Origin of the sequence: Segnochrobactrum spirostomi (assembly GCF_009600605.1) — a bacterium.
In the GTDB taxonomy this organism is placed as follows: domain Bacteria; phylum Pseudomonadota; class Alphaproteobacteria; order Rhizobiales; family Segnochrobactraceae; genus Segnochrobactrum; species Segnochrobactrum spirostomi.
This window is the reverse complement of the sequence record NZ_VWNA01000003.1, coordinates 653,361-675,733: the sequence shown is the minus strand read 5'-3', so window position 1 is coordinate 675,733 and position 22,373 is coordinate 653,361. Positions and strand designations below refer to the sequence as shown.

At 69.2% G+C, this 22,373-nt stretch carries 18 protein-coding genes and 1 pseudogene; 8 read left to right on the top strand and 11 right to left on the bottom strand.

Annotated features, from left to right (window positions below):
- Positions 1-48: 48 nt before the first annotated feature.
- The 4 genes from F0357_RS23140 to F0357_RS23125 form a co-directional block, all read right to left on the bottom strand.
- On the bottom strand, positions 49-1,131 hold the full coding sequence (locus F0357_RS23140) for an NAD(P)/FAD-dependent oxidoreductase (protein WP_312861794.1): 1,083 nt from the start codon (positions 1,129-1,131) through the stop codon (positions 49-51).
- Between the two features lie 58 nt (positions 1,132-1,189).
- Positions 1,190-2,854, bottom strand: a complete 1,665-nt coding sequence (locus F0357_RS23135) for a serine hydrolase domain-containing protein (protein ID WP_208948564.1) — start codon at positions 2,852-2,854, stop codon at positions 1,190-1,192.
- A gap of 160 nt (positions 2,855-3,014) precedes the next feature.
- A complete protein-coding gene (locus tag F0357_RS23130) occupies positions 3,015-4,496 on the bottom strand; it encodes a leucyl aminopeptidase family protein (RefSeq protein ID WP_153490918.1) in 1,482 nt (493 codons plus the stop codon).
- Positions 4,497-4,503: 7 nt separating this feature from the next.
- Entirely contained in the window at positions 4,504-6,189 is a 1,686-nt protein-coding gene (locus tag F0357_RS23125; RefSeq protein ID WP_153490915.1) for an ABC transporter substrate-binding protein, read from the bottom strand.
- A 308-nt stretch (positions 6,190-6,497) separates the two neighbouring features.
- Between F0357_RS23125 and F0357_RS23120 the strand changes: the two genes are divergently transcribed.
- Genes F0357_RS23120 through F0357_RS23110 form a run of 3 tightly spaced genes read left to right on the top strand, consistent with a single transcriptional unit; the run spans position 6,498 to position 10,179 of the window.
- Positions 6,498-7,472 carry an ABC transporter permease gene (locus F0357_RS23120; protein ID WP_208948563.1) on the top strand — a complete coding sequence of 325 codons (975 nt, stop codon included), beginning with the start codon at positions 6,498-6,500 and terminating at the stop codon, positions 7,470-7,472.
- Positions 7,469-8,479 (top strand): ABC transporter permease, encoded by a 1,011-nt coding sequence (locus F0357_RS23115; RefSeq protein WP_153490912.1) that lies wholly within the window; start codon positions 7,469-7,471, stop codon positions 8,477-8,479. The genes F0357_RS23120 and F0357_RS23115 overlap by 4 nt, the downstream gene beginning before the upstream one ends.
- The gene (locus F0357_RS23110) at positions 8,476-10,179 is read left to right on the top strand and encodes a dipeptide ABC transporter ATP-binding protein (RefSeq protein ID WP_153490909.1); all 1,704 of its coding nucleotides are present in this window, start codon (positions 8,476-8,478) and stop codon (positions 10,177-10,179) included. Before F0357_RS23115 ends, F0357_RS23110 begins: the two co-directional genes overlap by 4 nt.
- Positions 10,180-10,189: 10 nt before the next feature.
- Here F0357_RS23110 and F0357_RS23105 read toward each other — a convergent pair whose 3' ends face one another.
- The 7 genes from F0357_RS23105 to F0357_RS23075 all read right to left on the bottom strand — a co-directional run bounded on the left by F0357_RS23105 (position 10,190) and on the right by F0357_RS23075 (position 17,866).
- The gene (locus F0357_RS23105) at positions 10,190-11,029 is read right to left on the bottom strand and encodes a GntR family transcriptional regulator (RefSeq protein WP_208948562.1); all 840 of its coding nucleotides are present in this window, start codon (positions 11,027-11,029) and stop codon (positions 10,190-10,192) included.
- 185 nt (positions 11,030-11,214) lie between these two features.
- Entirely contained in the window at positions 11,215-11,967 is a 753-nt protein-coding gene (locus tag F0357_RS23100) for a glucosamine-6-phosphate deaminase (protein ID WP_153490898.1), read from the bottom strand.
- Between the two features lie 32 nt (positions 11,968-11,999).
- Positions 12,000-13,493 carry a xylulokinase gene (locus F0357_RS23095; RefSeq protein WP_153490895.1) on the bottom strand — a complete coding sequence of 498 codons (1,494 nt, stop codon included), beginning with the start codon at positions 13,491-13,493 and terminating at the stop codon, positions 12,000-12,002.
- Between the two features lie 118 nt (positions 13,494-13,611).
- Positions 13,612-14,955: an aspartate aminotransferase family protein gene (locus F0357_RS23090; protein WP_208948561.1), complete on the bottom strand. Its 1,344-nt coding sequence runs from the start codon at positions 14,953-14,955 to the stop codon at positions 13,612-13,614.
- A gap of 279 nt (positions 14,956-15,234) precedes the next feature.
- Entirely contained in the window at positions 15,235-15,639 is a 405-nt protein-coding gene (locus tag F0357_RS23085) for a RidA family protein (protein WP_153490883.1), read from the bottom strand.
- Positions 15,629-16,753 (bottom strand): LLM class flavin-dependent oxidoreductase, encoded by a 1,125-nt coding sequence (locus tag F0357_RS23080; RefSeq protein WP_153490880.1) that lies wholly within the window; start codon positions 16,751-16,753, stop codon positions 15,629-15,631. The genes F0357_RS23085 and F0357_RS23080 overlap by 11 nt, the downstream gene beginning before the upstream one ends.
- 159 nt (positions 16,754-16,912) lie before the next feature.
- A complete protein-coding gene (locus F0357_RS23075) occupies positions 16,913-17,866 on the bottom strand; it encodes a LysR family transcriptional regulator (protein ID WP_312861793.1) in 954 nt (317 codons plus the stop codon).
- A 179-nt stretch (positions 17,867-18,045) separates the two neighbouring features.
- Between F0357_RS23075 and F0357_RS23070 the strand changes: the two genes are divergently transcribed.
- The 5 genes and pseudogenes from F0357_RS23070 to F0357_RS23050 all read left to right on the top strand — a co-directional run bounded on the left by F0357_RS23070 (position 18,046) and on the right by F0357_RS23050 (position 22,262).
- Positions 18,046-18,438 (top strand): Rid family hydrolase, encoded by a 393-nt coding sequence (locus F0357_RS23070; protein ID WP_153490875.1) that lies wholly within the window; start codon positions 18,046-18,048, stop codon positions 18,436-18,438.
- 26 nt (positions 18,439-18,464) lie between these two features.
- On the top strand, positions 18,465-19,253 hold the full coding sequence (locus tag F0357_RS23065) for an alpha/beta fold hydrolase (RefSeq protein WP_153490870.1): 789 nt from the start codon (positions 18,465-18,467) through the stop codon (positions 19,251-19,253).
- A gap of 9 nt (positions 19,254-19,262) precedes the next feature.
- A pseudogene (locus F0357_RS23060) lies at positions 19,263-20,236 on the top strand (quinone oxidoreductase family protein).
- Between the two features lie 23 nt (positions 20,237-20,259).
- Positions 20,260-20,817 carry a flavin reductase family protein gene (locus F0357_RS23055; RefSeq protein ID WP_153490866.1) on the top strand — a complete coding sequence of 186 codons (558 nt, stop codon included), beginning with the start codon at positions 20,260-20,262 and terminating at the stop codon, positions 20,815-20,817.
- A gap of 116 nt (positions 20,818-20,933) precedes the next feature.
- Complete coding sequence (locus F0357_RS23050; protein ID WP_153490861.1) at positions 20,934-22,262, top strand: amidohydrolase family protein; 1,329 nt, start codon at positions 20,934-20,936, stop codon at positions 22,260-22,262.
- Positions 22,263-22,373: the final 111 nt, after the last annotated feature.

Below are 22,373 nucleotides of genomic sequence, written 5' to 3'. Positions count from 1 at the left end.
CGCGCCTTCCGTCCCGAATCCAGCGCGCCGCTCGGGGACCGCTTTCGGTCACGACCGCAATCGGGCGGGATCGACGGCGGCGAGGATCGGGCGGTCGAGGGCGGGTGGGCGGCCGGCGATCAGGTCGGCGACGAGGCGGCTCACCGCGGCGGAGGTCTGGAAGCCGTAGCCGCCTTGGCCCGCGAGCCAGAAGAAGGCCGGTTCGTCCGGGTCCGGGCCGATCACCAGGACGCGGTCCGGGGCGAAGGTGCGCAGGCCGGCCCAACTCGCCAGCAGCCGGCTCACCGGTTCCGTCACCATCGCCTCGTAGCGGGCCAACCCTTCGGCGAGCACCATGTCGTCGGCCCAGGCGTCGTGGGGCTCGACCGGGTGCTCCTCGGCGGGCGAGACGATCAGCGCGCCTGCGTCCGGCTTGGCATAGAAGCTCTCGCCGGGGCCGAAGATCATCGGCCAGCGGGCGATGTCGTGACCGCCGGGCGCGGGAATGCGCGCCATCGACCGGCGCAGCGGCTGAAGGCCGACCGGCGCGACGCCGGCGAGGCGCGCGATCGCGTCGGCCCAGGCCCCGGCGGCGTTGATGAGGAGCCGTCCGCCGAATTCACCCGCCTTGGTCGTCGCCAGCCAGCCGGTCGGCGTGCGGGCAAGCCCCGTGACCGCCGCATCGGTGACGATCGTGCCGCCGTGCGCGCGGATGGTTCGGGCGTGGGCTTGGATCAGCAGGTCCGTATCGATGTCCCAGGCCTGGTCCCCTCTCGCAGCGAAGGCGACACTCTCGGGGTTGAGCACCGGCACGGCGTCCCGCGCCTCGGCGACGCCGATCGGGGAGAGGGCCATCGCCGCGACCTCGTGGCGAAAGGCTTCCTCCTCATCGGCGCTGGCGACGAGCATCAGCCCGCGCGGTTTGAGCAGATCCGGTACGGCGAAGAACGTCTCGGCGGACGCCTGCGAGAGCGCGACGACCGATGGTGCGCCGTACATCGGCTCGTAGAGCGCGGCGGACCGGCCCGAGGCGTGGAAGGCGAGGGCGCTTTCCGCCTCGAGGACGGTGACCCGGCCGAGCCCGCTCAACGCCGCGCCGGCCGACAATCCGGCGATCCCGCCGCCGATGATGAGAAAGTCGCTGTCCGTCACGGCCGTCCCTTCCGCCTTCAAAACAGGCCCGCGAGCCACCTTCGCGGGTCGCATCGCCTCAATCGAACGCGGTCCGCGAATAGCGGCAACCGTCGCGTTCGACCCACAGGACCTGATCATTCGCGGTCGGGCCCACGCGCAACCGCTCCGGGGCGTCCGGATCGGCGCCGATGCGGAACAGTCCTTCGCCGATCTCCACGAGCGGCGTATCGCCGTCCGCCGCCTCGACCCCGCCGGGCGCGATCAGGACGAGATCGCCCTCGCGGTCGACGAGGCGGAAGGTCGGGTACCACGGCGAGTAGGTTCGATACCGCCCGGCGAGGGCCTTCCACCGTGCGTTCGGCCCGCGCGGGGCGATGGCCGGTGCGGTGCCGGGCCGCAGCACCGCCGGTCCCCACAGCCAATGGCCGCTCTCGGCGACGAAGGTCAGGTGGAAGCGGTGCAAGGCCGGATGATCGGTGGCGAAGCGGGCGCCGAAGGTGCGGTGGAGCACACCCTCGCCACCGGCGCCGGCAGTTTCCAGGCGACCGTCGTGTTCGCGGATCGAGATCGCCACGGTGGTGTGGCCGTCGTGGCCGGCGAAGAGGCCGCACATCGCGGGATCGTAGGCCGGGTGGAAGGCGGCGCGGGAGAGATCGGTTACGGGCAGCGGCCGCGCCGGCTCTCGGACGGCGGCGTGGACCATGCGGGCGATCGCCTGGCCCACGGCGAAATCGCCGTTGGCGTTGGTCAGGGCGACGACCGCGATGCCGGCATCGACATCGGCGAGGACGAAACTCGAATAGCCGACCATGCCGCCGCCGTGGCTGAAGCAGAGATGGCCGCCGACCCGCTCCACATTGATGCCGAGCCCGTAGCGGCTGTCGGCGACCGGCAACCCGAAGCCCTCGACCCAATCCTCGCCGCCCGGGGCGAACTCCTCGGTGAGGCGCGCAAACAGCGCCGGCGGCACGACGCCCGCGCCGCGGTCCAGGAGGAACCGGCCGAACGCGGCCATGTCGTGGAGGCTCGCGGCGATATGGCCGTCGCCGGCATCGACTTCGAGCCACGGGGCCGGCGCGAGGCCGTCGTCCGGAGTCCAGGGCCGCTCCGGCCGTGCCGGCTCGGTGCCGGTGACGAGACGACGGCGCACCTCGGGACCGATGGCGCCGACCGCCGTCGTCATGCCGATCGGCCGCAGCAGACGTTCGGCGGTGGCCTCGGCCAAGGAACGCCCGTCGAGCGCCGCGACGATGAGGCCGAGCAGGCCGTAGCCCGGGTTCGAATAGTGGAAATGCCGGCCGGGTGCGCCGGCATGGGTATGGCGGAGCAGCCAGACTTGGGCGGGGGCGTCCGGCGGATCGTCGGCGCCTTTCACCAGCCCGCCGGCATGGTGCAGCAGATGGCGCACGGTGACCGGCGCCTCGGGCGTGCCGATCGCGAGCCACGGCAGATAGGTCGCCGCCGGCGCGTCGAGATCGAGCCGGCCCTCGGCTTCGAGTTGCAATATGGCGAGACCGACGAAGATCTTGCTGATCGAGCCGATCTCGAACAGGTCGTCGGGGGAGACCGGCGTCGGATCGCCGGGGCCGCGGGTGCCGAAGGTGTGCAGGACCGTGCCGCCGCTGTGCTCGACCACACAGACGCCACCGCCGGTGAGCGGCCACGTCGCCGGGAGGGTGTCGAGCCGGTCGAAGGCGGCCCGAAGGGCGGAACCCGGCGCGGCGGAAACGGGGGAGGACATCGGCGGGCTCCGAGCCGGAAGGGGGAAACCGGCGAGGCGCGCCCCGCCCGCTCCGTTTCGAAGCGGACGGTTCGGCATCCTCGCGCTCCGGGGTTGCGCGGCGACGTTGTCGCGGCGCGTGCCCCGGCCTCATTGCGGTGGGCGGGACCGCGCCGGCCGCTCAGGCGGCCGAGGCGGTCCCGGCGCGATCGATCAGAAGCTGCAGAAGCGCCCGGACCGGCGAGCCGGTCGCGCCTTCCTCCCACACGCCGATGTCTTCCTCGAGGAAGGCGCTCGATCCGTTGTCGATGTGGACCCACGGCGTATCGCCCGCGAAGGCCGAGAGGAAGGTCGCGGCGGTGAGGCCGATGTCCGCGTGGGAGAGCGGGGCGTTGGCAATGTCGGCGACGCGGCTTTCGAGCAGCGCCCGATATTGCCGCTTCAGCGGCAGCCGCCAGCCCGGCTCGCCCGCCGCCGCACCCGCCTTGAAGACCGCCTCGGCGAGGGCGTCGTCGTTCGACCAGGCGCCCCAGAGGAGCGGCCCGACGCCGCCGCCGTCGGTCAGCGTGCCGACGTCGATCAGGCCGGAGACCCCCTGCCGCCGAAGCCAAGCGAGCGCGTCGGCCAGGATGAGCCGGCCTTCGCAATCGGTATCGACTACTTCGCTGGTCTGGCCGTCCGGATGGGTGATGATGTCGCCCGGCCGCTGAGCCGCGCCGGAGGGCATGTTCTCGGCCATCGGCAGGACGGCGATCACGGGTCCCGCGAGGCCGAGTTCCGCGGCGGCGAACAGAGCCCCCGCAACGGCCGCGGCGCCCGCCATGTCGTCCTTCATGCGGTGGATCTCATGGAGATCGCGCTTCAGGTTGATGCCGCCGGCATCGAATGTCATGCCCTTGCCGGCCAAGCCGAGCGGGCGGACACCGGGCGGGCGGGGGGTCTTCAGCACGACCACGCGGGGGCCGTTCGCGCTGCCGACGCCGACCGCCGCGGTGCCACCGAAGCCTTCCGCGAGCATCGCCGGGCGGTCCCAGACCTCGGCCGTCAAGCCGAGCTCCCGCGCGCGGGTCGCGATGACGTCGGCGAGCCGCTCGGGCCAAAGGCGGCTCGGCGGCAGCTCGACGAGGTGGCGCACCCAGTTCGCGGTGCGGCCGGCGGCGAGGCCGGTCGCGAAGGCGGACGTGACCGCCCGATCGTCCACGTGTTCTGCCGGCACGGCGAGGACGAGCGTGTCGTCCTCGCCGTCTGGGTCCGAGGAGCCCTCGGGCCGGAAGCGACCGAGAAGAATGCCCTCCGCCGCGGCGCGCGCCGCGGCGGCCGGGTCGATGCCGGCCGGCAGGACGAAGCAGGCGTCGCGCCCGAGCGTCTCCGACGCGGCGGCCTGGAAGGCATCGCGCACCGCGTCGGCGGTGCGCTCGTCGCCGAGGCTGACGGCCATCAGGTCCGGGTCCTCGCCGGCGCCCGCGACCACGACCGGCGCCACCGACCCCGCTTCGGCGGAGACGCGCGGATCGCGCTGCAGTGCCGTGACGAGGCGGTCGAGACCAGGGACGGCGAAGGCGGGAACCGCCGCGAGGGCGTCGCCCTCGCCGACCACCGGCACGACCAGGAGACGGGTATTGTCGCGCGCGGCCGGGAAGGCCGCCAGACTGAGACCGGACATCGACCGGTTACTCCTTGTGCACGCTCAGAAGGGTTTCCGGCGAGATGTTGTTGACCGAACCGACCAGGGGCGAGAGCACGAAGCCCTTCCAGGCCGGATTATGCGCCTCGATCACGTCGGGATAATTGAGGACGATATAGGGACGGGCGGCATAGGCGAGCGCCTGCATCTTGTCCACCGTGGCCCGCCGGGCGGCCTCGTCGACCTGCTTGCCTTGCTCGGCATAGAGGGCGTCGTATTCGGGATTGCAATAGCCGGTGTCGCTGGTGCTGCCGCGCTGAGCGCAGGTGAGCACGCTCAGGACGAAATCGGGATCGACCGGCGGCACCCAGTTCCACATCGCGAGATCGAAGTCTTCGTACTTGCCGTCCGGTGCCTGGATCGCCTCGCTCGCCGCCTCGGTGTCGAGCTTGCGCATCGAGATGGCAATGCCCGCTTTGGCGAGCCCCGCCCGAATGATCTGGAAGACACGGTCCCCGGTGCCGCTTTCCTCGGTCGGGAAAATGACCTCGTAGGCCATGGGATGATCGCCGGCGATGCGCACGCCGTTCGGGCCGAGCTTGTAGCCGGCCGCGTCGAGGAGGGCGTTCGCCTTCTCGATGTCGAACGGCAAGCCCTTGATCGCAGTGTCATGCCAGCCCGTCGAGGGGGCGACGATGGTGGAGCCGGGCGTCGAATAGCCGAGCCAGGCCGATTTGACGATCGCGTCGCGGTCGATGGCATATTCCATCGCCTCGCGCACCTTCGGGTCGAGCAGCTCCCGATGCTGCTTCTTGGCGGTGTTGGAATTGAGGATCAGCGTCTTGAAGCCGGTCGAGGGGGTGTGATCCACCACCATGCCGGCCTTGCGCAGTGTTTCCACGGCGGTCGCCGGCGTCTGCGAGCCGGTCATGTCGATCTGGCCGGAGACCAGCGCGGTCACCATCGCGTCGTCGTTGGCGAAGAATTGCAGGCCGAAGCCGTCGATGGCCGGCTTCTTTTCGCCCCACCAAGCGGGGTTGCGACGGAACAGCGCGAGCTGGTCCTTGGCGTGCTTGGCGAAGACGAACGGACCGCCGGAGACCCACGGCGTCTCGTTCTGGAAGGACGTGATCTTGGTCCCGTCGCCCTCGGCGATCGGCGCCCACACATGGGCGGGCAGAATCGGCAGCGCCTGCATCTGCACCGGAACGTGGCCGGCGGGCGCGCTGTAGGTCAGCACCAGCGTGTTGTCGTCCGGCGTCTCGGCCTTAACCAGGTTGGTGACCCAGCCGGACAGCCGCGCGGTCGAGCCGGTGCGGAACTTGTTGATCATGTTGAAGGTGAAGGCGGCGTCCTTCGCCGTCAGCGGCGTGCCGTCCGACCACTTGGCGCCGGGGCGGGTGTGGAAGGTCCAGACCCGGCCGCCGTCGCTCGGTTCCCACGACGTCGCGAAATAGGGGACGATCTTGAGGTCGCGATCGTAGGTCGTCAGGAACGGATAGGCATATTGATAGGCGACGCTCGCATAATCGGCGTTCGCCACGAACGGATTGAGCGAGTCGATCGGCAGCGTGGCGCCGATGCGAAGGATGTCGCCCGCCTGGGCGGCGCTCGCCGCGAAGGTCGGTGCGGCGAGGGCGGCTACCATCAGGCCGGCGCGCAGCGCGCGGCGCAAACGGTGGCGGGCGGTTTCGTGTCCGGTGGCTTTGCGCCTGGCTTCGGTCGGTGTCATGATCCTCTCGGCCCCTTCTGGAAGACGTGATCCGGCCCCGACGTCGCGAGACCGGTGGCCAAGGCGGAGGAAGGATTTTTCCGAACCGGCTCCGGAACGCCATGGCGTCACCGGCCGGCCCGCCCGCGAGGGACATATTTTGCCGCCTTGATTTCCAAAAAGAATGCTGAGTATGATGAGTGCTGTCAAGGGCGCCGGCACGGTGTCCCGGACCCCGCGGAGGCCGCCTTGACCGGCCGCACCGCAGGGCCGCGGGCCGGCACCCTCCTGCGGGCGCGATTGCGGTCGCCCGGCCACCGATAGAACCCTTGGGGGGCGCGTTGTTCGGCGCAGCCTATCTCGTCAAGCGCATCGGATTCGCCGTCGTCACCGTCGCCGTCGCGACGGTGCTGAACTTCCTGCTTTTCCGCGTCCTGCCGGGCAGTGCGGTCACCCGCATCTCACGGGTGCCGAACGCCTCGGCGGAACTCAAGCACGCTCTCGAGGTCGAGTTCGGGCTGGATCAGCCGCTCACGATTCAGTTCTGGCGCTATCTCGTCCAGCTCGCCCACGGCAATCTCGGGGTGTCCTATTCGAACCGCCTGCCGGTCACGGACAATCTCATCGAAGCCTTCGCGAACACGTTGCCGATGGTGGCGACCGGCACTGTGCTCGCCATCCTGATCGGCAGCGCTCTCGGCGTCGTCGCGGCGGCCCGGCGGGGCGGTTGGTTCGATCACCTCTCCACCAACATCGCCGTCCTGCTCTACGCCTTTCCGACCCAGTTCCTGGGGGTGATGATCCTCATCGCCTTTGCCGGCGTGCTGCCCTCGGCCGGGATGGCCGATCCGTTCCGCATGGACGATTCCCTGTGGGGTACGGTCACGGACGTCGGCCTGCACATGATCATGCCGGTGGCGACCCTGACGCTGACCCTGTTTGCCGAGAACACGCTGATCGTCCGCTCCGCGATGCTGGAGACGCTGGGCGAGGACTACATCCTCACCGCCCGGGCCAAGGGCGTGCCGCGCCGACGGATCATCGTCTCCCACGCGCTGCGCAACGCGATGCTGCCGGTCATCACGATGACCGCGCTGTCGCTGAGCTCGATCGTGTCGGGCTCGATCCTCGTCGAGGTGATCTTCTCCTGGCCCGGGATCGGCCGGATGCTCTACGAGGCGGTGCTCCAGCGGGACTATCCGATGCTCCAGGGCGGCTTCCTCGCCATCACGATCGCGGTCACGGCCTGTAATCTGATCGCCGACCTCACCTATTTCCGCCTCGACCCGCGGGTGACGGCATGAGCGGCAATCCGGCACCCCTGATCGATCCGGCGGCGGCCGGCCTCAGTCCCGACACCCCCTCCAGTCTCGACAAGGAGGGAGCGGCGACGGCGCCTCCCTCGGCGATCGCGACGGTGCTGCACGATCCCGGCGCGGTGATCGGCCTCGTCATCATCGCGTTCTACGCCCTCGTCGCGCTGTTCGCCCCGCTCATCGAGCCCTACAGCACGGTCGAGGCGACCTGCGGCGTGTTTCAGCCGCCCTCTGCCGCCCATTGGCTCGGCTGCGACGATGGCGGCATCGACATGCTCAGCCTCGTCATCCGCGGCAGCCGCATCTCGATGCTCGTCGGGCTGTCGGCGAGCCTGATCGCGATCGGTATCGGCACCGTCGTCGGGGTTGCCGCCGGCTATTTCGGCGGCTGGGTCGACATGGTGCTCATGCGCATCACCGACTATCTCATCGTCATCCCGCAGATGGTGCTGATGATCGTCGTCGCGGCGGTGTGGGGACCGAGTCTCACCCATGTCGTCATCGTCATCGGCGTGCTGATGTGGACGAGTCCGGCGCGTCTGATCCGGGCGCAGGTGAAGGGCCTGCGCGGCCGTGTCTTCGTGCGGCGTGCCGAGGCGCTCGGCGCCTCGCACGTCTCCATCATCCGCCGCCACATCCTGCCCCAGCTCGGGCCGCTGCTCGCCGCGAATGCCGTTCTCGCGGTGACGCTCGCGATCTTCAACGAGACGGCGCTCGCCTTCCTCGGCCTGTCCGACAGCACGGCCATCACCTGGGGCACGATCCTGGAGCACGCCTTCAACCGTGCCGCCGCCAGCGCCGGGGCGTGGTGGGCCGTGGTCCCGGCCGGGCTCGCGGTCGGCGGCATCGTCATGGGGTGCTACATGCTCGGCCGGGCCATCGAGGACAGCCTCAACCCGCGCCTGCGCATTTCCTATCTGTCGCTCCGCCACTGGCAGATGCGGACGCCGCCACACCGTCCCGAGGCGGCACCTCGTCGGGGGAGAGAGGCATGAGCGCCACCATCGCCGCTTCGGCCGGACCCACGCCCGCAACCCGCACGCCGCTCCTCTCGATCGAGGCGCTCAACGTCTGGTTCGCGCTCGGCAACGCCGTCGGTTCCCCGGAAGCGCATGTGGTGCGCGATGTGTCGCTGCACCTCGAGGCCGGCGAGTGCTACGGCCTCATCGGCGAATCCGGCTCCGGCAAGACCACCACGATCCAGGCGGTGATGGGTCTGCTACCGTCGTCCGCGCGGGTCGGTGGCCGCATCGTCCTCAACGGCGAGAATATCCTCGCCCGCGGCGAGGCGAGCGTCGCGCCTCACCGCTGGAAGGACGTCGCGATGGTGTTTCAGGGCGCGATGAACGCCCTGAACCCGGTCAAGACGGTCGGCTGGCAGATCGCCGAGGCGATGGAGGTCCACGGCATGGCCCGCGGCCGCGCGGGGCTCCAGCGGGTCGGAGACTTGCTCGGCCTCGTCGGCATCGCGCCGGATCAGGCCGCACGCTATCCGCACCAATTCTCCGGCGGCATGCGCCAGCGCGCCATCATCGCGATGGCGCTCGCCTGCAATCCGAAGGTTCTTCTCGCCGACGAGCCGACCACCGCGCTCGACGTGATGATCCAGAAGCAGGTGCTGGAGCTCCTGGTGCGGCTCGGCCGCGAATTGCAGCTCGGCGTCATCCTGGTCACCCACGATCTCGGCGTGGTCGCCGAGACCTGCGCGCGCGCCGGCGTCATGCTGAAGGGCGAGCTCGTCGAGCAGGGCGCGGTCACGCAGCTCTATCATCATCCCGCGCACCCCTATACCGGCCGGCTCTTCAAGGCCGCGCCGACGCTTGCGGCGGCAATCGCCGGCTCGCCGGTGGCCCTGAAGGGCGACGACGCCCCGCTCCTGCGCCTCGAAGGCCTACGCGTCGCCTACGCGACCGCTCCGCGGTTCGCCGACATCGTGCTCCGCCGACGGCCGCCGGAGAAGCAGGCGGTGGACGGCATTTCGCTTTCCGTCCGGCGCGGTGACCTCGTGGCGCTGGTCGGGCAATCCGGCTGCGGCAAGACGAGCACCTTGCAGGCGACACTCGGCATGGTGCCGGCGAACGGGGGCCACATCCTGTTCGAAGGGCGGGACCTGACCGGTCTTCCGCCGGCCGAATGGCGCCGGGTTCGCCGCCGGATGCAGATGATCTACCAGGACCCCTACGAGGCGCTCGACAGCCGCTTTCGGGTCGGGGAGACGGTCGCCGAGCCGCTCGGCATCCACGAGCCGGGCTTGCCCCGCACCGAGCGGGCCGCGCGGGTGAACGCCGCGCTGGAGGCCGTCGGGCTCAGCCCCGCCGCGCGGTTCGTCCACCGCTATCCGCATGAGCTCTCGGGCGGCCAGCGCCAGCGGGTCGCCATCGCCGCCAGCATCATCCTGCGGCCGTCGCTGCTGCTTGCCGACGAGCCGGTCTCGATGCTGGACGTGTCCGTGCGCACTGGCATCCTCGATCTCCTGCGCGCGCTGTGCCGCACCCAGGCGATGGGGATCCTGATGATCACCCACGATCTTTCGACGGCGGCGGATTATGCCGACCGCATCGCCGTGATGCACAACGGTCGCATCGTCGAGGAGGGGCCGCCGGCCGAGGTCGTCGGGGCACCGAAGGCGGCCTACACCCGCGCTTTGATGGCGGCGATCCCGAGGCTCGATCCGAGCCTGCGCGCGAGCGCCTGAGCGCGCGTCATCAGCCGCGTTTGGAGGAGACGCCCGGCAGCGGCGTCACGCTCCAATCGTCGGTCTGGGATGGGGCGAGCAGACGGTGCTGGCCGTTGCCGGTGGTGTAGAACACGAAATCGGTCGCGCGGTAGGTCTGGCTCCAGCAATCGAACGCGACGCCCGCGGCCGTGAAGCTGACGCCGCGGATGCGCACGACCTGTTCGCGTGGCTGCAAGCCGAGGCGCTCGCGTTCCGCCGCCGTCGGGCGTACCACCTCGAAGACTTGCTCGGTGCGCTCGTCGGCGAGGTCGTAGCGCTCGGCGAGGAAGCGATAGAGCGAACCGCCGGCCGTTAGCTGTGCCTCACCGAGCGAAGGCACCAGCGACAAGGGCAGAATGGCCTGCTCCAGAATGGCCGGATCGCGGCCCACCTTGCGTAGGCGCACCAACGTCCACACCGGCGTGCCCGGATCGACGGCGAGCGCGCGGGCCACCGTCGGGCTCGGCAGGCCGACGGCGAGCTCCAGTACCTCGGTGGAAAGCTCCGGCTCGGCCCCGTCGACCGCCAGCGTCTGCAGAAGTTCGCCGGACCGGCTCGGCTCGCTGACGATCCGCTCGCGGGCGACGAAGGTGCCGATGCCCTGGTGCCGGCGGATGCGGCCCGCATTTTCGAGCTTGTCGAGCGCGTGTCGGACCGAAATCAGGCTGACGCCCGACATCGCCACCAAGTCTGTGGCGCTCGGAAGCTTGTCGCCGGGCTTCAGGCCGTTCTTGGCAATGAGATCCAGCACAAGGTCGTAGACGACCTCGTAGCGCAATTTCTGCGGCTCGCGCGCGGCTTTTGCGGGGGCTGCACTTTTGCGGGCCAAAGGGGACGCTCTCCTCGGATGGGGTGGCCGCCCGCCTCCTCCGGGGCATGTCGGGAATGGGCGCGGCGGCGATGGGGCCGCGTGACGACCCGCACATGTCCTCATCTTATGCGAGAGCGCCGCACCCCGACAAGACGCCACCCTATCCAGCAAGTCCTCGGATCTGTTGCGTTTCCCGACGGCGATCAGGCGTTCGCGGCGGCGCGGGTGGCGAGCACGGCGAGGTTGTCATGGCCGAGCAGCGACGTCACCGGCCAGCGCGGATCGGCCTCTCCGCGCGCGAGGGCGTCGAGCGCGGCGCTCTTGCCGCGACCGCTGACGAGGAGGAGCAGCGACCGGGCCCGGCGCAGCGGGGCGAGGCCCAGCGTCAGCCCGAACTTCGGCACGTCGGTGGGATCGTCGTAGAGCGGCCCCTGCGCCGCCCGGGTCTCTTCGGCGAGCTCGACGACGCGGCTCGGCGAATCCCACGCCGAGCCCGGCTCGTTGAAGGCGACATGGCCGTTGCGTCCGAGCCCGAGGACCGCGAGATCGAGCCCGCCGGCGGCCTCGATCGCCCGCTCCACCGCCGCGCATTCGGCCTCCGGATCGGGCGCCGCGCCGTTGAAGAAGCGGACGTGGTCGGCGGGGAGGGCGAGGGGGCCGGTCAGATGCCGGCCGAGAAAGTTCGCGTAGCTCTGGGCATCCTGCGGCCCCTTACCGGCAAATTCGTCGAGATTGAAGACGCGCGCCTGCGAGAGATCGAAGGCTCCGTCGGCCCTCATCGCGGCCAGCCGGCGATAGGTCGCGAGCGGCGTCGCACCGGTCGGGAAGGCGATCGCGGCGTTCGGACGGCGCGCGATCAGAGCCGCGACGTGCCGGGCGGCCGCCTCGGCGAGCGCTTCCTCGTCGTCGTACCAGGCGATGGCGGGCGCACGCGCCGCGGTATCGAGACGGTCCATGGGAAATATCCTCCGATCACGATCTCGGGCGGTCACCGCACAGCGAGGCGAGGAAACAGCGCCCGGTGGGCGCCGTAGAATTCGTCATAGAGCTCCGCCGCAGGACCGGGCTGCGTGACGGGACCGAAATACGCCCCCGCGGGATCCGTCCGTCCGGCCGCGAGCATCGCCGCGCCGAGGGCCGACGGGGCGGCATGGGTGAACACCTGAACCGGCCGTCCGAGCACGTCCGCCATGAGATGTATGAGGCCAGGATTGCCGGCCGCCGCGCCCGACACCACCGCGCGGCGCACCGGCGTCGCTTCTTCTAAAACATCAAGACAACGCCGCATCTCGAAGAAAATACCTTCGAAATAGGCGCGGGCGAGATCGCCGGTGCCGTGCGCGATGGTGAGGCCGTGGATGACGCCGGCAAGGCTCGGATCCCACAGTGCGCCCTGCTCGCCGCCGGCGAGATAGGGTGCGAACCGCACGCCGCGGGCTCCGGGCGGGGCGGCCAGGGCCGCTGTCTCCAGAGCCTCGACGCTCGATCCCGTCAGGCGACTCAGCCAGGCGAGGCCGGTGCCGGTGGCGAGGAGATCCATCTCCCGGCCGTAGCGAGCTGCCTCCCCGGGCGCGGCGGCGTGGGGCGTCAGGAGGTAGCGCCGCGCGTCATCCGGTCGGGGGCTGTCGCACGCGGCGAAGATGATGGTGCTCGAGCCCATCACGATTGCCACCGCAGCGGAATCGCCGCCGGTCATCGCCAGCGCGCCGGCGGCGGAATCGGCCGCGCCGACCATGACAGGCACGCCGGCGGGCAAGCCGAGCCGGGCCGCGGCCGCAGGCGTCAGGGTGCCGGCGACGGCACCGGCGGGCGCTATTGCCGGCAAGAGCGCCGTGTCGAGATCGAACACGGCCGCGAGATCGTCGGCGAAGCGGCCGGTGGCGAGATCGAACACCGCATAGCCCGCGGCCGTGGACGGGTCGGTGACCGACCGTCCCGTCAGCGCGAAGCAGAGATAATCCTTGGCCGAGAGAATGCCGTCGAGCGCCGCCGCGTCGGCCCGATGAAAAGCGAGCATCGGCGCGAGATAGCGCCCGTCGACCGGCATGCCGGTACGCCGGTAGAACATCGCGGGCCCGTCGGGGCCGAGCCGCGCGGCGGCCGCGGAGTCGGCCCGCGCGTCGCTCCACACGATCGCCGGCCCGTCGGCGATGCCGTCCTTGAGGCAGACGAGGGTCGGCAATTGCCCCGAGAGACCGATCGCGCGCACCGCGGCGGCGGCGTTCGCACACCCGGCCGCCTCGGCGTCGGCGAGCGCCGCGCGCACGGCACGGCCCGCCGCGTCGACCCAATCCGCCGGATTCTGCTCGGCCGCGCCGGGAACGGGGCTCGCCATCGGATAGCCGGCCGACCCACTGCCGACCACCGCCATGGCGCCATCGCACAGCACCGCCTTCAGGGACGACGTGCCGAGGTCGAGACCGAGATAGAGGTCGGATCCGGCCGGGAACTCCGGTCGGACGGGCAGATCGCTTGGCGCCATGAGCGGGGCGGGCTCCTTCGCATGCGGAGAGCGGGAAGCGCCGGTCGGCCCACCGCCTCGTTGTCCGGCCGCCGAAGCGGTCGGGTCCGCGCAGCGCGGTCCCGACCTCCGGCGAGGATCACCTGTTGCGGATGATCTGCGCCACCTCGCGCGCGGCGGCAAGGGTGCGATCCACGTCGTCCACCGTGTGGGCGAAGGAGACGAAGAGGTTCTCGAACGCACCGGGGTGGAACAGGATGCCGCGCTCCAGCATCTCCTCCCACCAGATGCGGAACAGGCTGTGGCTCGCATGGCGCGCCGCGTCGCGGTAGTCGCGGATGTCGTGGTCCGAGAACCAGACCTGGAACACGGGGCCGATGCCGGCGACGCGCGTCGGGATGCCGGCGTCGCGGAACACCGCCTCGAGGCCGAAGCGCAGGCGATCGCACACCTCGTAGAGCCGATCGTAGAGACCGGGCTCGGAGAGCGTCGCCATCGCGGCGTTCGCGGCGGACACCGCGATCACGTTGCCCGCATAGGTGCCGGCCATGGAAACCGTGCCGTCGGCGACGAGGGACATGATGTCGGCCCGTCCGCCCATCGCGGCGACCGGGAAGCCGCCGCCGAGGCCCTTGGCGAAGGTGGAGAGGTCGGGCGTCACGCCATATTTCGCCTGGGCACCGCCGAGCGCCAGACGGAACCCGGTGATCACCTCGTCGAAGATCAGCACGACGCCGGCCTTGTGGGTGATCTCGCGCAGCGCCTCGAGGAAGCCCGGCTCCGGCAGGATGCAGCCGGTGTTGCACATCACCGGTTCGGTCAGCACGGCGGCGATGTCGGCGCCTTCGCGCTCGATCACTTCGCGCACCAGGGCCGCGTCGTTCCAGGGCAGGATGATCAGGCTGTCGGCGATGCTCGCCGGCATGCCGGGACCCTGCGGCACGGGGATCGGCGCGCGGTCGCTGCCGGAGGTTTCCGGGTTCGGGTGCTTCGACCAATACACGCCGTCGGAGAAGCCGTGATACATGCCCTCGAAGCGGATGATCTTGCGCCGCCCGGTGAAGGCGCGGGCGAGACGGATCGCATAGAGCACGGCCTCGGTGCCGGTGTTGCACAGGCGGACCTGTTCGAGGCTCGGTACGGAGGCGATGAGCTTCTCGGCGAGGGCGATCTCCGCCGCCATCGGCAGGGCGAACACGGTGCCGTGGGTCTCGATCGCCTCGACGACCGCCTTGGTGATCGCCTTGGGACGATGGCCGAGGATCATCGGGCCGAGGCCGAGCAGATAATCGAGGTAGGTGTTGCCGTCGACGTCGGTGAGTTGGGCGCCGTCGCCGCCCTCGACGAAGAGGGGATGGGGATCCCATCCGGACCAAGTGGCGCGGGCGGTGGAGTTGACGCCGCCCGGAATGACCTTGCGGGCCTCTTCGAACAAGTGACGGCTCTTGGCGTACCGCGCCGCATTCTTATAGATCGCGCCCACTCGGGCCTCCTCTCCGCTCCGATCGTCGCCCCATCGGCCTCTCCGGCCGGCCATCCGTCGCGCCGACTCGAGCGGCCGACGGACGTCGGGGAAACATTCTCAGTACACTCATTATACTGAGTTCATCGGACGCGTCAACGAACGCCGAACGCTGGTGTGCGCACGAACGATAGGCGCGAGGGTCGCCCGGTGGATGGCGTCGGGGCGGCGGGGAGGGGATTAGGGCCCGACGGGGCGGATGCGGACCGCTGTGAGCCCTGCCCGGATGGACTGGAGCCCTCAGCGTCGGAAGGCGGGTTGGTCCTCGGGGAGCATAAGGACGGCCTCGATTTCGAGCATCAAGGCCGGGTCCGCGAGGCCGGCGACGACGACCAGGGTGCTCGCGGGCAGGGTGGCGGTGCCGAAGAAGGCGTGACGGCCCTTGTGGATCGCCGGGATGAAGGCGCGGTCCGTGACATACGTGACCGTCTTTACGATGTCGGCCGGCGTCGCGCCGAGGTCGGCGAGCACCATCCCGAGATTGCGGTAGACCTGCGCGACTTGCGCATCGATATCGCCGGCGCCGACCACATGGCCCTCGGCATCCCAGGCGACCTGTCCGGTCAGGAAGACCGGGGTGCCCCGCTTCGGAATGGCGTGGCTGTAGAAGGTCTGCTGTTTGACCCCGCTCGGGTTAATGGGCATAGGCACCGGTCCGCGCGGTCTCGAACGCCTTGGTGGTGACGCCGCACGCGGCCAGAACCTCGACGACCTCCGTCCCGACGGTGCGCAGATCGTCGATGAAGTCCGGCACGATCACGGTGATGCCGTCGAGATCGGCGCTGCGGGCGATGTGGGCGAGCTTCCGGCCGATCGTCTCCGGCGATCCGACCACCGCGGCCTTGGTCATCGAGTTGCGCTCGTTGCCCTGCTGGATGAAGCGGTTCGCCATGGTGTTCTGCTTCAGGCTACGGTCCGAGGAATATTCCCGCGTCTGATTGTCGAGCGCGATCGTGTCGACGCCCGCATTGTAATGGTCGACGCGCTCCTGGGCCTCCTTGTCGGTCCGACCCGGAACGATGGTGAAGAGCCCATAGGTCTTGAAGCCGACGCGACCAACCTCGCGGGCGAGTTCCTTCGCGCGCAGGCCCGTTTTGATGAAGTCGTCGTGGTCGCTGCCGAGCAGGAAGCTGCCGGTGCAATTGCGGATGGTGAACAGGAAGCCGCGGTCCGAGGCGCCGGCGCAGATGATCGGCGGCATCGTGCGCGGCTTCGGGTTCGACATGCAGTCTTCGAGCGTGAAGAAGCGGCCCTTGTGATCGACGCGGTCCTCGGTCCAAAGCCGTTTGGCGACGCTGATCCACTCCTCGGCGAGGGCGTAGCGTTCGTCGTGGTCGAGATCCATCCAGAGCCCCATCTGGCCCTGATCCGCCGGGTTGGAGCCGGCGACGAGATTGAGGCCGAAGCGACCGTTCGAGATCTGGTCGATGACCGCCGCCATCTTGGCGACCACCGCCGGATGGAACACCATCGTGTGGATGGTGCCCCAGACGCCGATCCGCGAGGTCGCCTCGGCGAGGCCGGACATCGTGGTCAGGGATTCGAGGGTGAAATCCCAATGCCGGCTCGGGCCGCCGTAGCCGCGCCATTTCGCCATGCTGAGGGCGAAGTCGAAACCGAGCTCTTCGGCGAGGAGCGCGACCCGACGGTTATAGTCGTACGTCGCCGGAAGCTGCGGGCTGGTGGTGGAGGTGATCCAGCCGCCATTGCCGACCGGCAGGAACACGCCGAGTTCGACGGAATGGTTCGCGTTCGACATGACGAAGCTCCTCTCGGCGCCTGTCCGCCCGGTGGGGAAAGTCTGCGAACTCTCCCGCCGCCTGCGCCGCTCTTCTCCGGAACGCTAGCGAATTCGCCGACGCCCGCGTAACCGAGATTGGGGACGGCCGCGTTGCCGCTGCGGCAACACGGTCGGCGTTCATGGCGCCGGCTGGCCGACGGTGTCGAACGAGCGGGTGAGCTTGCGCAGGAACTCGTTCGCCGCGTAGGAGAGCCGCCGGTCGCGGTGCACGCAGACGGCGGCCTTGGCCTCGGAGAAGTCCGGGTGATCGATCGGGATGGCCTTCAGGAGCCCGTCGCGGATCTCCTTGCTCGCGGCGAGCGCGGGGGCGATCGTGACGGTGCGGCCGGTCGCGGCCATCTTCTTCGTCAGCTCCAGATTGTTGCTGGTCACGGTCACGTCGGGACTGATGTGCATACGAGCGATCGCTCGATCGAAGACTTGGCGCAGGCCGAAGCTCGCGATCGGCAGCGAGATCTGCTGGCTGCACATCTCGGCGAGCGTCAGACGTTCGCGGGCGGCGAAGGGATGGTCCTTGGCGACGAGGCACATGACCGGCTCGCCATATTCGGCGACGATCTCGATACCCGGACGTTCCTTGGCGTTGAACACGATGCCGATATCGGCTTCGTCCTGAATCAGCGCCTCCAGGATGCCGTCAGAGGATTCGCAGAAGACGGAGAAGCGGATCGCCGGATAGATCTCGTTGAAGCTCGAGATCGCGCGCGGCAGGAAGTCGAGGATCAGGCCTTCGATGACCCAGACCTTCACCTCACCCTGCTTCAGACCCTTCAGGTTCTTGATCGAATCCTGCACCCGCTCGAGGTCGCGGAACATGTGCCGCGTATAGCGTTCGAGCATCAGCCCGGCCGGCGTGAGCTGAATGCCGGTGTTGGTGCGCTCGAGCAGCATCGTTCCGAGGCTGTGCTCCAGGAGCGCCAGTTGGCGGCTGATCGCGGAAGGCGCGACATGGAGCCGATCCGCCGCGCGGCGGATCGAGCGGGTCTCTGCCACCTCGTTGAAATAGCGGTAGGTGTTGAAGTTCACGGCACGTCCGCCCTGCTGAGGGTCCAACGGGACCGGGGACGTCACGCAAGTTCCATGCCGCGCTTGTCGGGCAAGCGCAGGCGGTGCGTTGCCGCCGCGGCAACACGCTATGCCGCACTCTCGTCTACGTCTGTGCCGGATCGCGCTGTTACCGATGATGCAGCGCCGGCGGGACGTCTCGATCCCCGATCGGCGAAGAGGCTCTCCAAACCGGCAGGATCGGCATGGCCGTCGATATCATCACCCCGCCCCAGGCGCCGCCGCCGCTCGCCCCCTACAGCTCGGCGACCCGCGCGAACGGACTGATCTTCGTCTCCGGCACGCTGGCGATGGCACCCGATGGCGCCATCCTCGGCATCGGCGATGCGGCCGAACAGACTCGGGTCGTGCTGGAACTGATCAAGGCCGCGGTCGAGACCGGCGGAGGACGCCTCGAAACCGTTCTCTTCAACCACATCTTCCTCAAGGATCTGGCCGATTACGCGGCCATGAACGAGGTCTATCGGACCTTCTTTCCGCTCCATCGGCCGGCCCGCTACACCATCCAGACCCCGCTGGTGAAGCAGGAATTCCTGGTGGAGATCGCCACCGTGGCCGCCGTCGCCGATCCCGTTTGAGCGCGTTCGAGAAGGAAAAGTCTGCGATGGCCGTCGCCTCGTTGTCCGATCTCGACGTGTTCTATGAGTTCGAAGGGGAGGGCGCGCCCGTCGTGCTTGTCTCCGGGCTCGCCGGGGTTGCGTCCTATTGGGAACCCAATGTCTCCGCCCTGGCGCGCAGCAACCGCGTGCTGCGCTACGACCATCGCGGCACCGGCCGGACCACGCGGACGGAGAGCCGCTACTCGATCGAACTGCTCGCCGACGACCTGATTGCGCTGCTCGATCATCTCGAGATCGAGCGAGCTTCGATCGTCGGCCATTCGACCGGCGGGGCCATCGGCCAGGTTCTTGCAGCGCGCTACCCCGAGCGCGTCGACCGGCTCGTGCTCTACGCGACCTGGGCGACGCTCTGCCCGCAGATGCGCATGTGCATGGAATTTAGGCAGACTTTGCTGATGGCGGACGGTCCGCCCGCGTTCCATCGCTCGTCGCCGATCTTTCTCTATCCGCCGCGTTATGTGTGCGAGACATGGCCGACGATCGAGCGCGAGCTCGACCGCAACATCCGCAACAGCACGAGCCAATCGATCATTCGCTCGCGGATCGAGGCGGTGGTCGGGTTCGACGGCACGCCCTATCTCGGCGCGATCGAGGCGCCGACCCTCGTGCTGGTCGCGGAGGACGATATCCTGACGCCGCCGGTCGCCTCCGAGGAACTGGCGGCAAGCATTCGCAACGCCCGCCTGACCAAGCTCGCTTATGGCGGGCATGCGGTGTCCTATTGCGAGCCGGACGCCTTCAATGCGGCAGTCTCGGCATTTCTGAACGGGTGAGGTGGCATCGTGTCGGACGGAGCTTTTCAGATCGCGGCGACGGGCGGACCGGACGTCTTGGCATGGGTCGACCGCGACCCCGGCACACCGGGACCCGACGAGGTCCGCGTCCGCCACGAGGCGATCGGCGTCAACTACATCGACGTCTATCATCGCAGCGGTGTCTATCCGCTGCCGCTGCCGAGCGGCCTCGGCGTCGAGGGCGCCGGCGTGGTGGAGGCGGTCGGGGCTAATGTCGGCCATCTCGCGCCCGGCGACCGGATCGGCTATCTCGGCGGCCCGCCGGGGCCTATTCCACGGTGCGGCTGGTCCCGGCGGCCCGCGTCGTGAAGTTGCCCGACGAGATCCCGTTCGACGTCGCCGCCGCGCTACTCTTCAAGGGCCTCACGGCGTTCTACCTCGTTCACAAGGTCCATGCGGCGAAGCCGGGGGACCGCATTCTCCTCCATGCCGCCGCGGGCGGCGTCGGGCGGATCGCCGCCACCTGGCTGAAGCATCTCGGCGCCACCACGATCGGCATCGTCGGGTCGCAGGAGAAGGCGGCCCTCGCTTCTGCGGCAGGTTGTGACCATGTGATCGTCAATGACGACGGCAGCTTCGCCGCGGACGTCCGGGCGATCGCGCCGGAGGGGGTCGATGTCGTCTACGATTCCGTCGGCCGCACGACCTTCGCGGCGTCGCTCGACACGCTGCGTCCGCGTGGCCTGATGGTGAGCTTCGGCACGGCCTCCGGCCCGATCCCGCAGAACGACGGCGGCATCTTCGGCGCCAAGGGCTCGCTCTTCTTCACCCGTTGCTCGATCGCTCATTACATGGCGAGCCGGGCGCAGATCGAGGAGGGAGCGGCCGCGCTGTTCGGTCTCCTTTCGTCCGGCGTGCTCGGCGCCGGGGATGTCGGCCGCTACCCGCTCGCGGAGGCGGCGCAGGCCCATGCCGATCTCGAGGCGCGCCGGACCACCGGCTCGCTCCTCTTGATCCCGTGACACGCGCCGGCGGAGGGTTGCCCATGACGACGCTCTCCGCCACCGCTCCGTCAGACCCGGCCGCGCCGACGGCGGACCCGGCCGCGTTCAAATCCGGCATGCGGCGGCTCGCGTCGGGTGTCTCGATCGTCGCCGTGGTGATCGAGGGCGCGCGGCATGGCCTGGCCGTGACGTCCGTGACGTCGCTCGCGGTCGACCCGCCGTCGCTGCTCGTCTGTGTGAGCCGAACCTCGTCGGCCTACCGGCCGCTGGTCGAGGCGGGGCGGTTCGGTGTCTCGGTCCTGGCCGCGGATCAGCTTTCGGTGTCTTTGCCGTTCGGCGATCCCTCGCGTCGGGAGGAGCGCTTCCGCGGCGAGACATGGCACGAGGACGGCACTGCGATCGTGCTCGCCGATGCGCTCTCGGCGTTCGTCTGCCGCACCGAGCGCATCGTGGACCATGCCTCGCACGCGATCTTCATCGCGTCGGTCGAGCAGGTGCGCCTCCGCGAGGGTGGCGGCGATCCCTTGGTCCACGTCGAGCGCGGCTATCGCGGGACGGTGCCGTTGGCGTTGCCGGACGGGCAACGGGGTGTTGCCTAGTCTCGACGACGAGCCCCGGTCGGGCACTGTTAGGCTGAGGCGACCCCTCGTCTTGGCGTCAACTTACGATAGACGTCCCGAGGTCTTGAAACAACTTTAGCTTCGAGGTCCCAACAATGTCACGCCTCATCATCCGCAACGGCATGATCCTCACCTTGGACGAGGCGGGCACCTATCACGAACGGGGTGGCCTCGTCATCGAAGGCAACGAGATCAAGACGATCTTCGCTGGCGACCCGCCGGTGGCCGTGGGGCCGGACGACATCGTGATCGATGCGACCGACAAGATCGTGATGCCCGGGCTGATCGATCTTCATTACCACACGGCGATCGGCAAGGGGTTCAACGACCACATGCCGCTCTGGGAATATCTCGACGAGTGCTGGTATCCGCTGATCCGCGCGCTCGATCCCGAGGCGGCCTACTGGGTGGCGCTCGCGAGCTACATGGAATCGGTGAAGGGCGGGACCACCACCGTCAACGACATGTACCGCCAGCTCGACGCGCTCGCGGTTGCCGCGGAGGAGATCGGCATCCGCGCCGTCTTGAGCAACGATGTCGCCCTCGACGAGCACGACCTCGACAGCCTGCGCGACAACCAGGACGCGTTCGTCACCAACCACGGTAAGGCGAACGGGCGGATCGAGGTGCGCATCGGCATCGAGTGGCTGCCGCTCGCGTCGCCGGAGCTCTTGCGCGATGCCCGCAAGCTCGCCGATCAGCTCGGGGCCGGCATCCACGTCCATCTCAACGAGTCGAAGACCGAGGTCGATTTCTGCCTGCGGCAGTTCGGCCGCAGGCCGACCGAACTCGCCTACGAAACCGGTCTCCTGGGCCCCGATTGCGTCGCCGCCCATTGCGTCTGGCTCGACGATCGCGAGATCGCGATGGTGGCCGAGACGGGCACCCATATATCCCACAATCCGAACTCCAACGCGAAGCTCGGCAACGGCATCGCCCGGGTCCCGGAGATGATCGCGGCGGGCATCAATGTCGGGCTCGGCCACGACGCCGTCGAGTGCAACAACAGCGCCGACATGTTCGAAGTCATGAAATATGCATCGCTGCTCCAGCGGGCGAGCCGGGTCGACGCCAGCCTGATGCAGGCGAAGGACGTGCTCCTGATGGCGACGCGCAACGGCGCGCGGGCACTCGGTCACAAGACCGGCCAGCTCACGCCGGGCTACAAGGCGGACGTGATCCTGATCGACACCAACAGCGCGATCTTCACGCCCCTTCTGCGCGATACCCCGGTGCACATGACGAGCCACCTCGTCTTCGCGTCGAACGGCAGCGTCGTCGACACCTCGATCATCGACGGCGCCGTCGTGATGCAGGGGCGCAAGCTCACCCGCATCGACGAAGGCCTGGTGGTGCGCGAGGCGAACGCGGCGTTCCGGCGGATCAAGGACAAGATGGTCGTGGTTCGCCGTGCCGCGGAATGAGCCCGCATGCGCCTCGGAGCCGCGACGCAGCGGCCTTCTGGAAAAAGATGTCGCGGGCCGGCGCCTTTTGAGCGGACCGTGATCGCGACCTGACGCGGCCGGAATGGTAAG

Excerpts from the sequence above, each read along its gene's own strand:
- F0357_RS23050 (WP_153490861.1), top strand. The coding sequence starts at position 20,934 with ATGTCACGCCTCATCATCCGCAACGGCATGATCCTCACCTTGGACGAG.
- F0357_RS23125 (WP_153490915.1), bottom strand. The coding sequence starts at position 6,189 with ATGACACCGACCGAAGCCAGGCGCAAAGCCACCGGACACGAAACCGCC.
- F0357_RS23080 (WP_153490880.1), bottom strand. The coding sequence starts at position 16,753 with ATGTCGAACGCGAACCATTCCGTCGAACTCGGCGTGTTCCTGCCGGTC.
- F0357_RS23115 (WP_153490912.1), top strand. The coding sequence starts at position 7,469 with ATGAGCGGCAATCCGGCACCCCTGATCGATCCGGCGGCGGCCGGCCTC.
- F0357_RS23135 (WP_208948564.1), bottom strand. The coding sequence starts at position 2,854 with ATGTCCTCCCCCGTTTCCGCCGCGCCGGGTTCCGCCCTTCGGGCCGCC.
- F0357_RS23070 (WP_153490875.1), top strand. The coding sequence starts at position 18,046 with ATGGCCGTCGATATCATCACCCCGCCCCAGGCGCCGCCGCCGCTCGCC.
- F0357_RS23110 (WP_153490909.1), top strand. The coding sequence starts at position 8,476 with ATGAGCGCCACCATCGCCGCTTCGGCCGGACCCACGCCCGCAACCCGC.
- F0357_RS23100 (WP_153490898.1), bottom strand. The coding sequence starts at position 11,967 with ATGGACCGTCTCGATACCGCGGCGCGTGCGCCCGCCATCGCCTGGTAC.
- F0357_RS23130 (WP_153490918.1), bottom strand. The coding sequence starts at position 4,496 with ATGTCCGGTCTCAGTCTGGCGGCCTTCCCGGCCGCGCGCGACAATACC.
- F0357_RS23095 (WP_153490895.1), bottom strand. The coding sequence starts at position 13,493 with ATGGCGCCAAGCGATCTGCCCGTCCGACCGGAGTTCCCGGCCGGATCC.
- F0357_RS23065 (WP_153490870.1), top strand. The coding sequence starts at position 18,465 with ATGGCCGTCGCCTCGTTGTCCGATCTCGACGTGTTCTATGAGTTCGAA.
- F0357_RS23055 (WP_153490866.1), top strand. The coding sequence starts at position 20,260 with ATGACGACGCTCTCCGCCACCGCTCCGTCAGACCCGGCCGCGCCGACG.
- F0357_RS23085 (WP_153490883.1), bottom strand. The coding sequence starts at position 15,639 with ATGCCCATTAACCCGAGCGGGGTCAAACAGCAGACCTTCTACAGCCAC.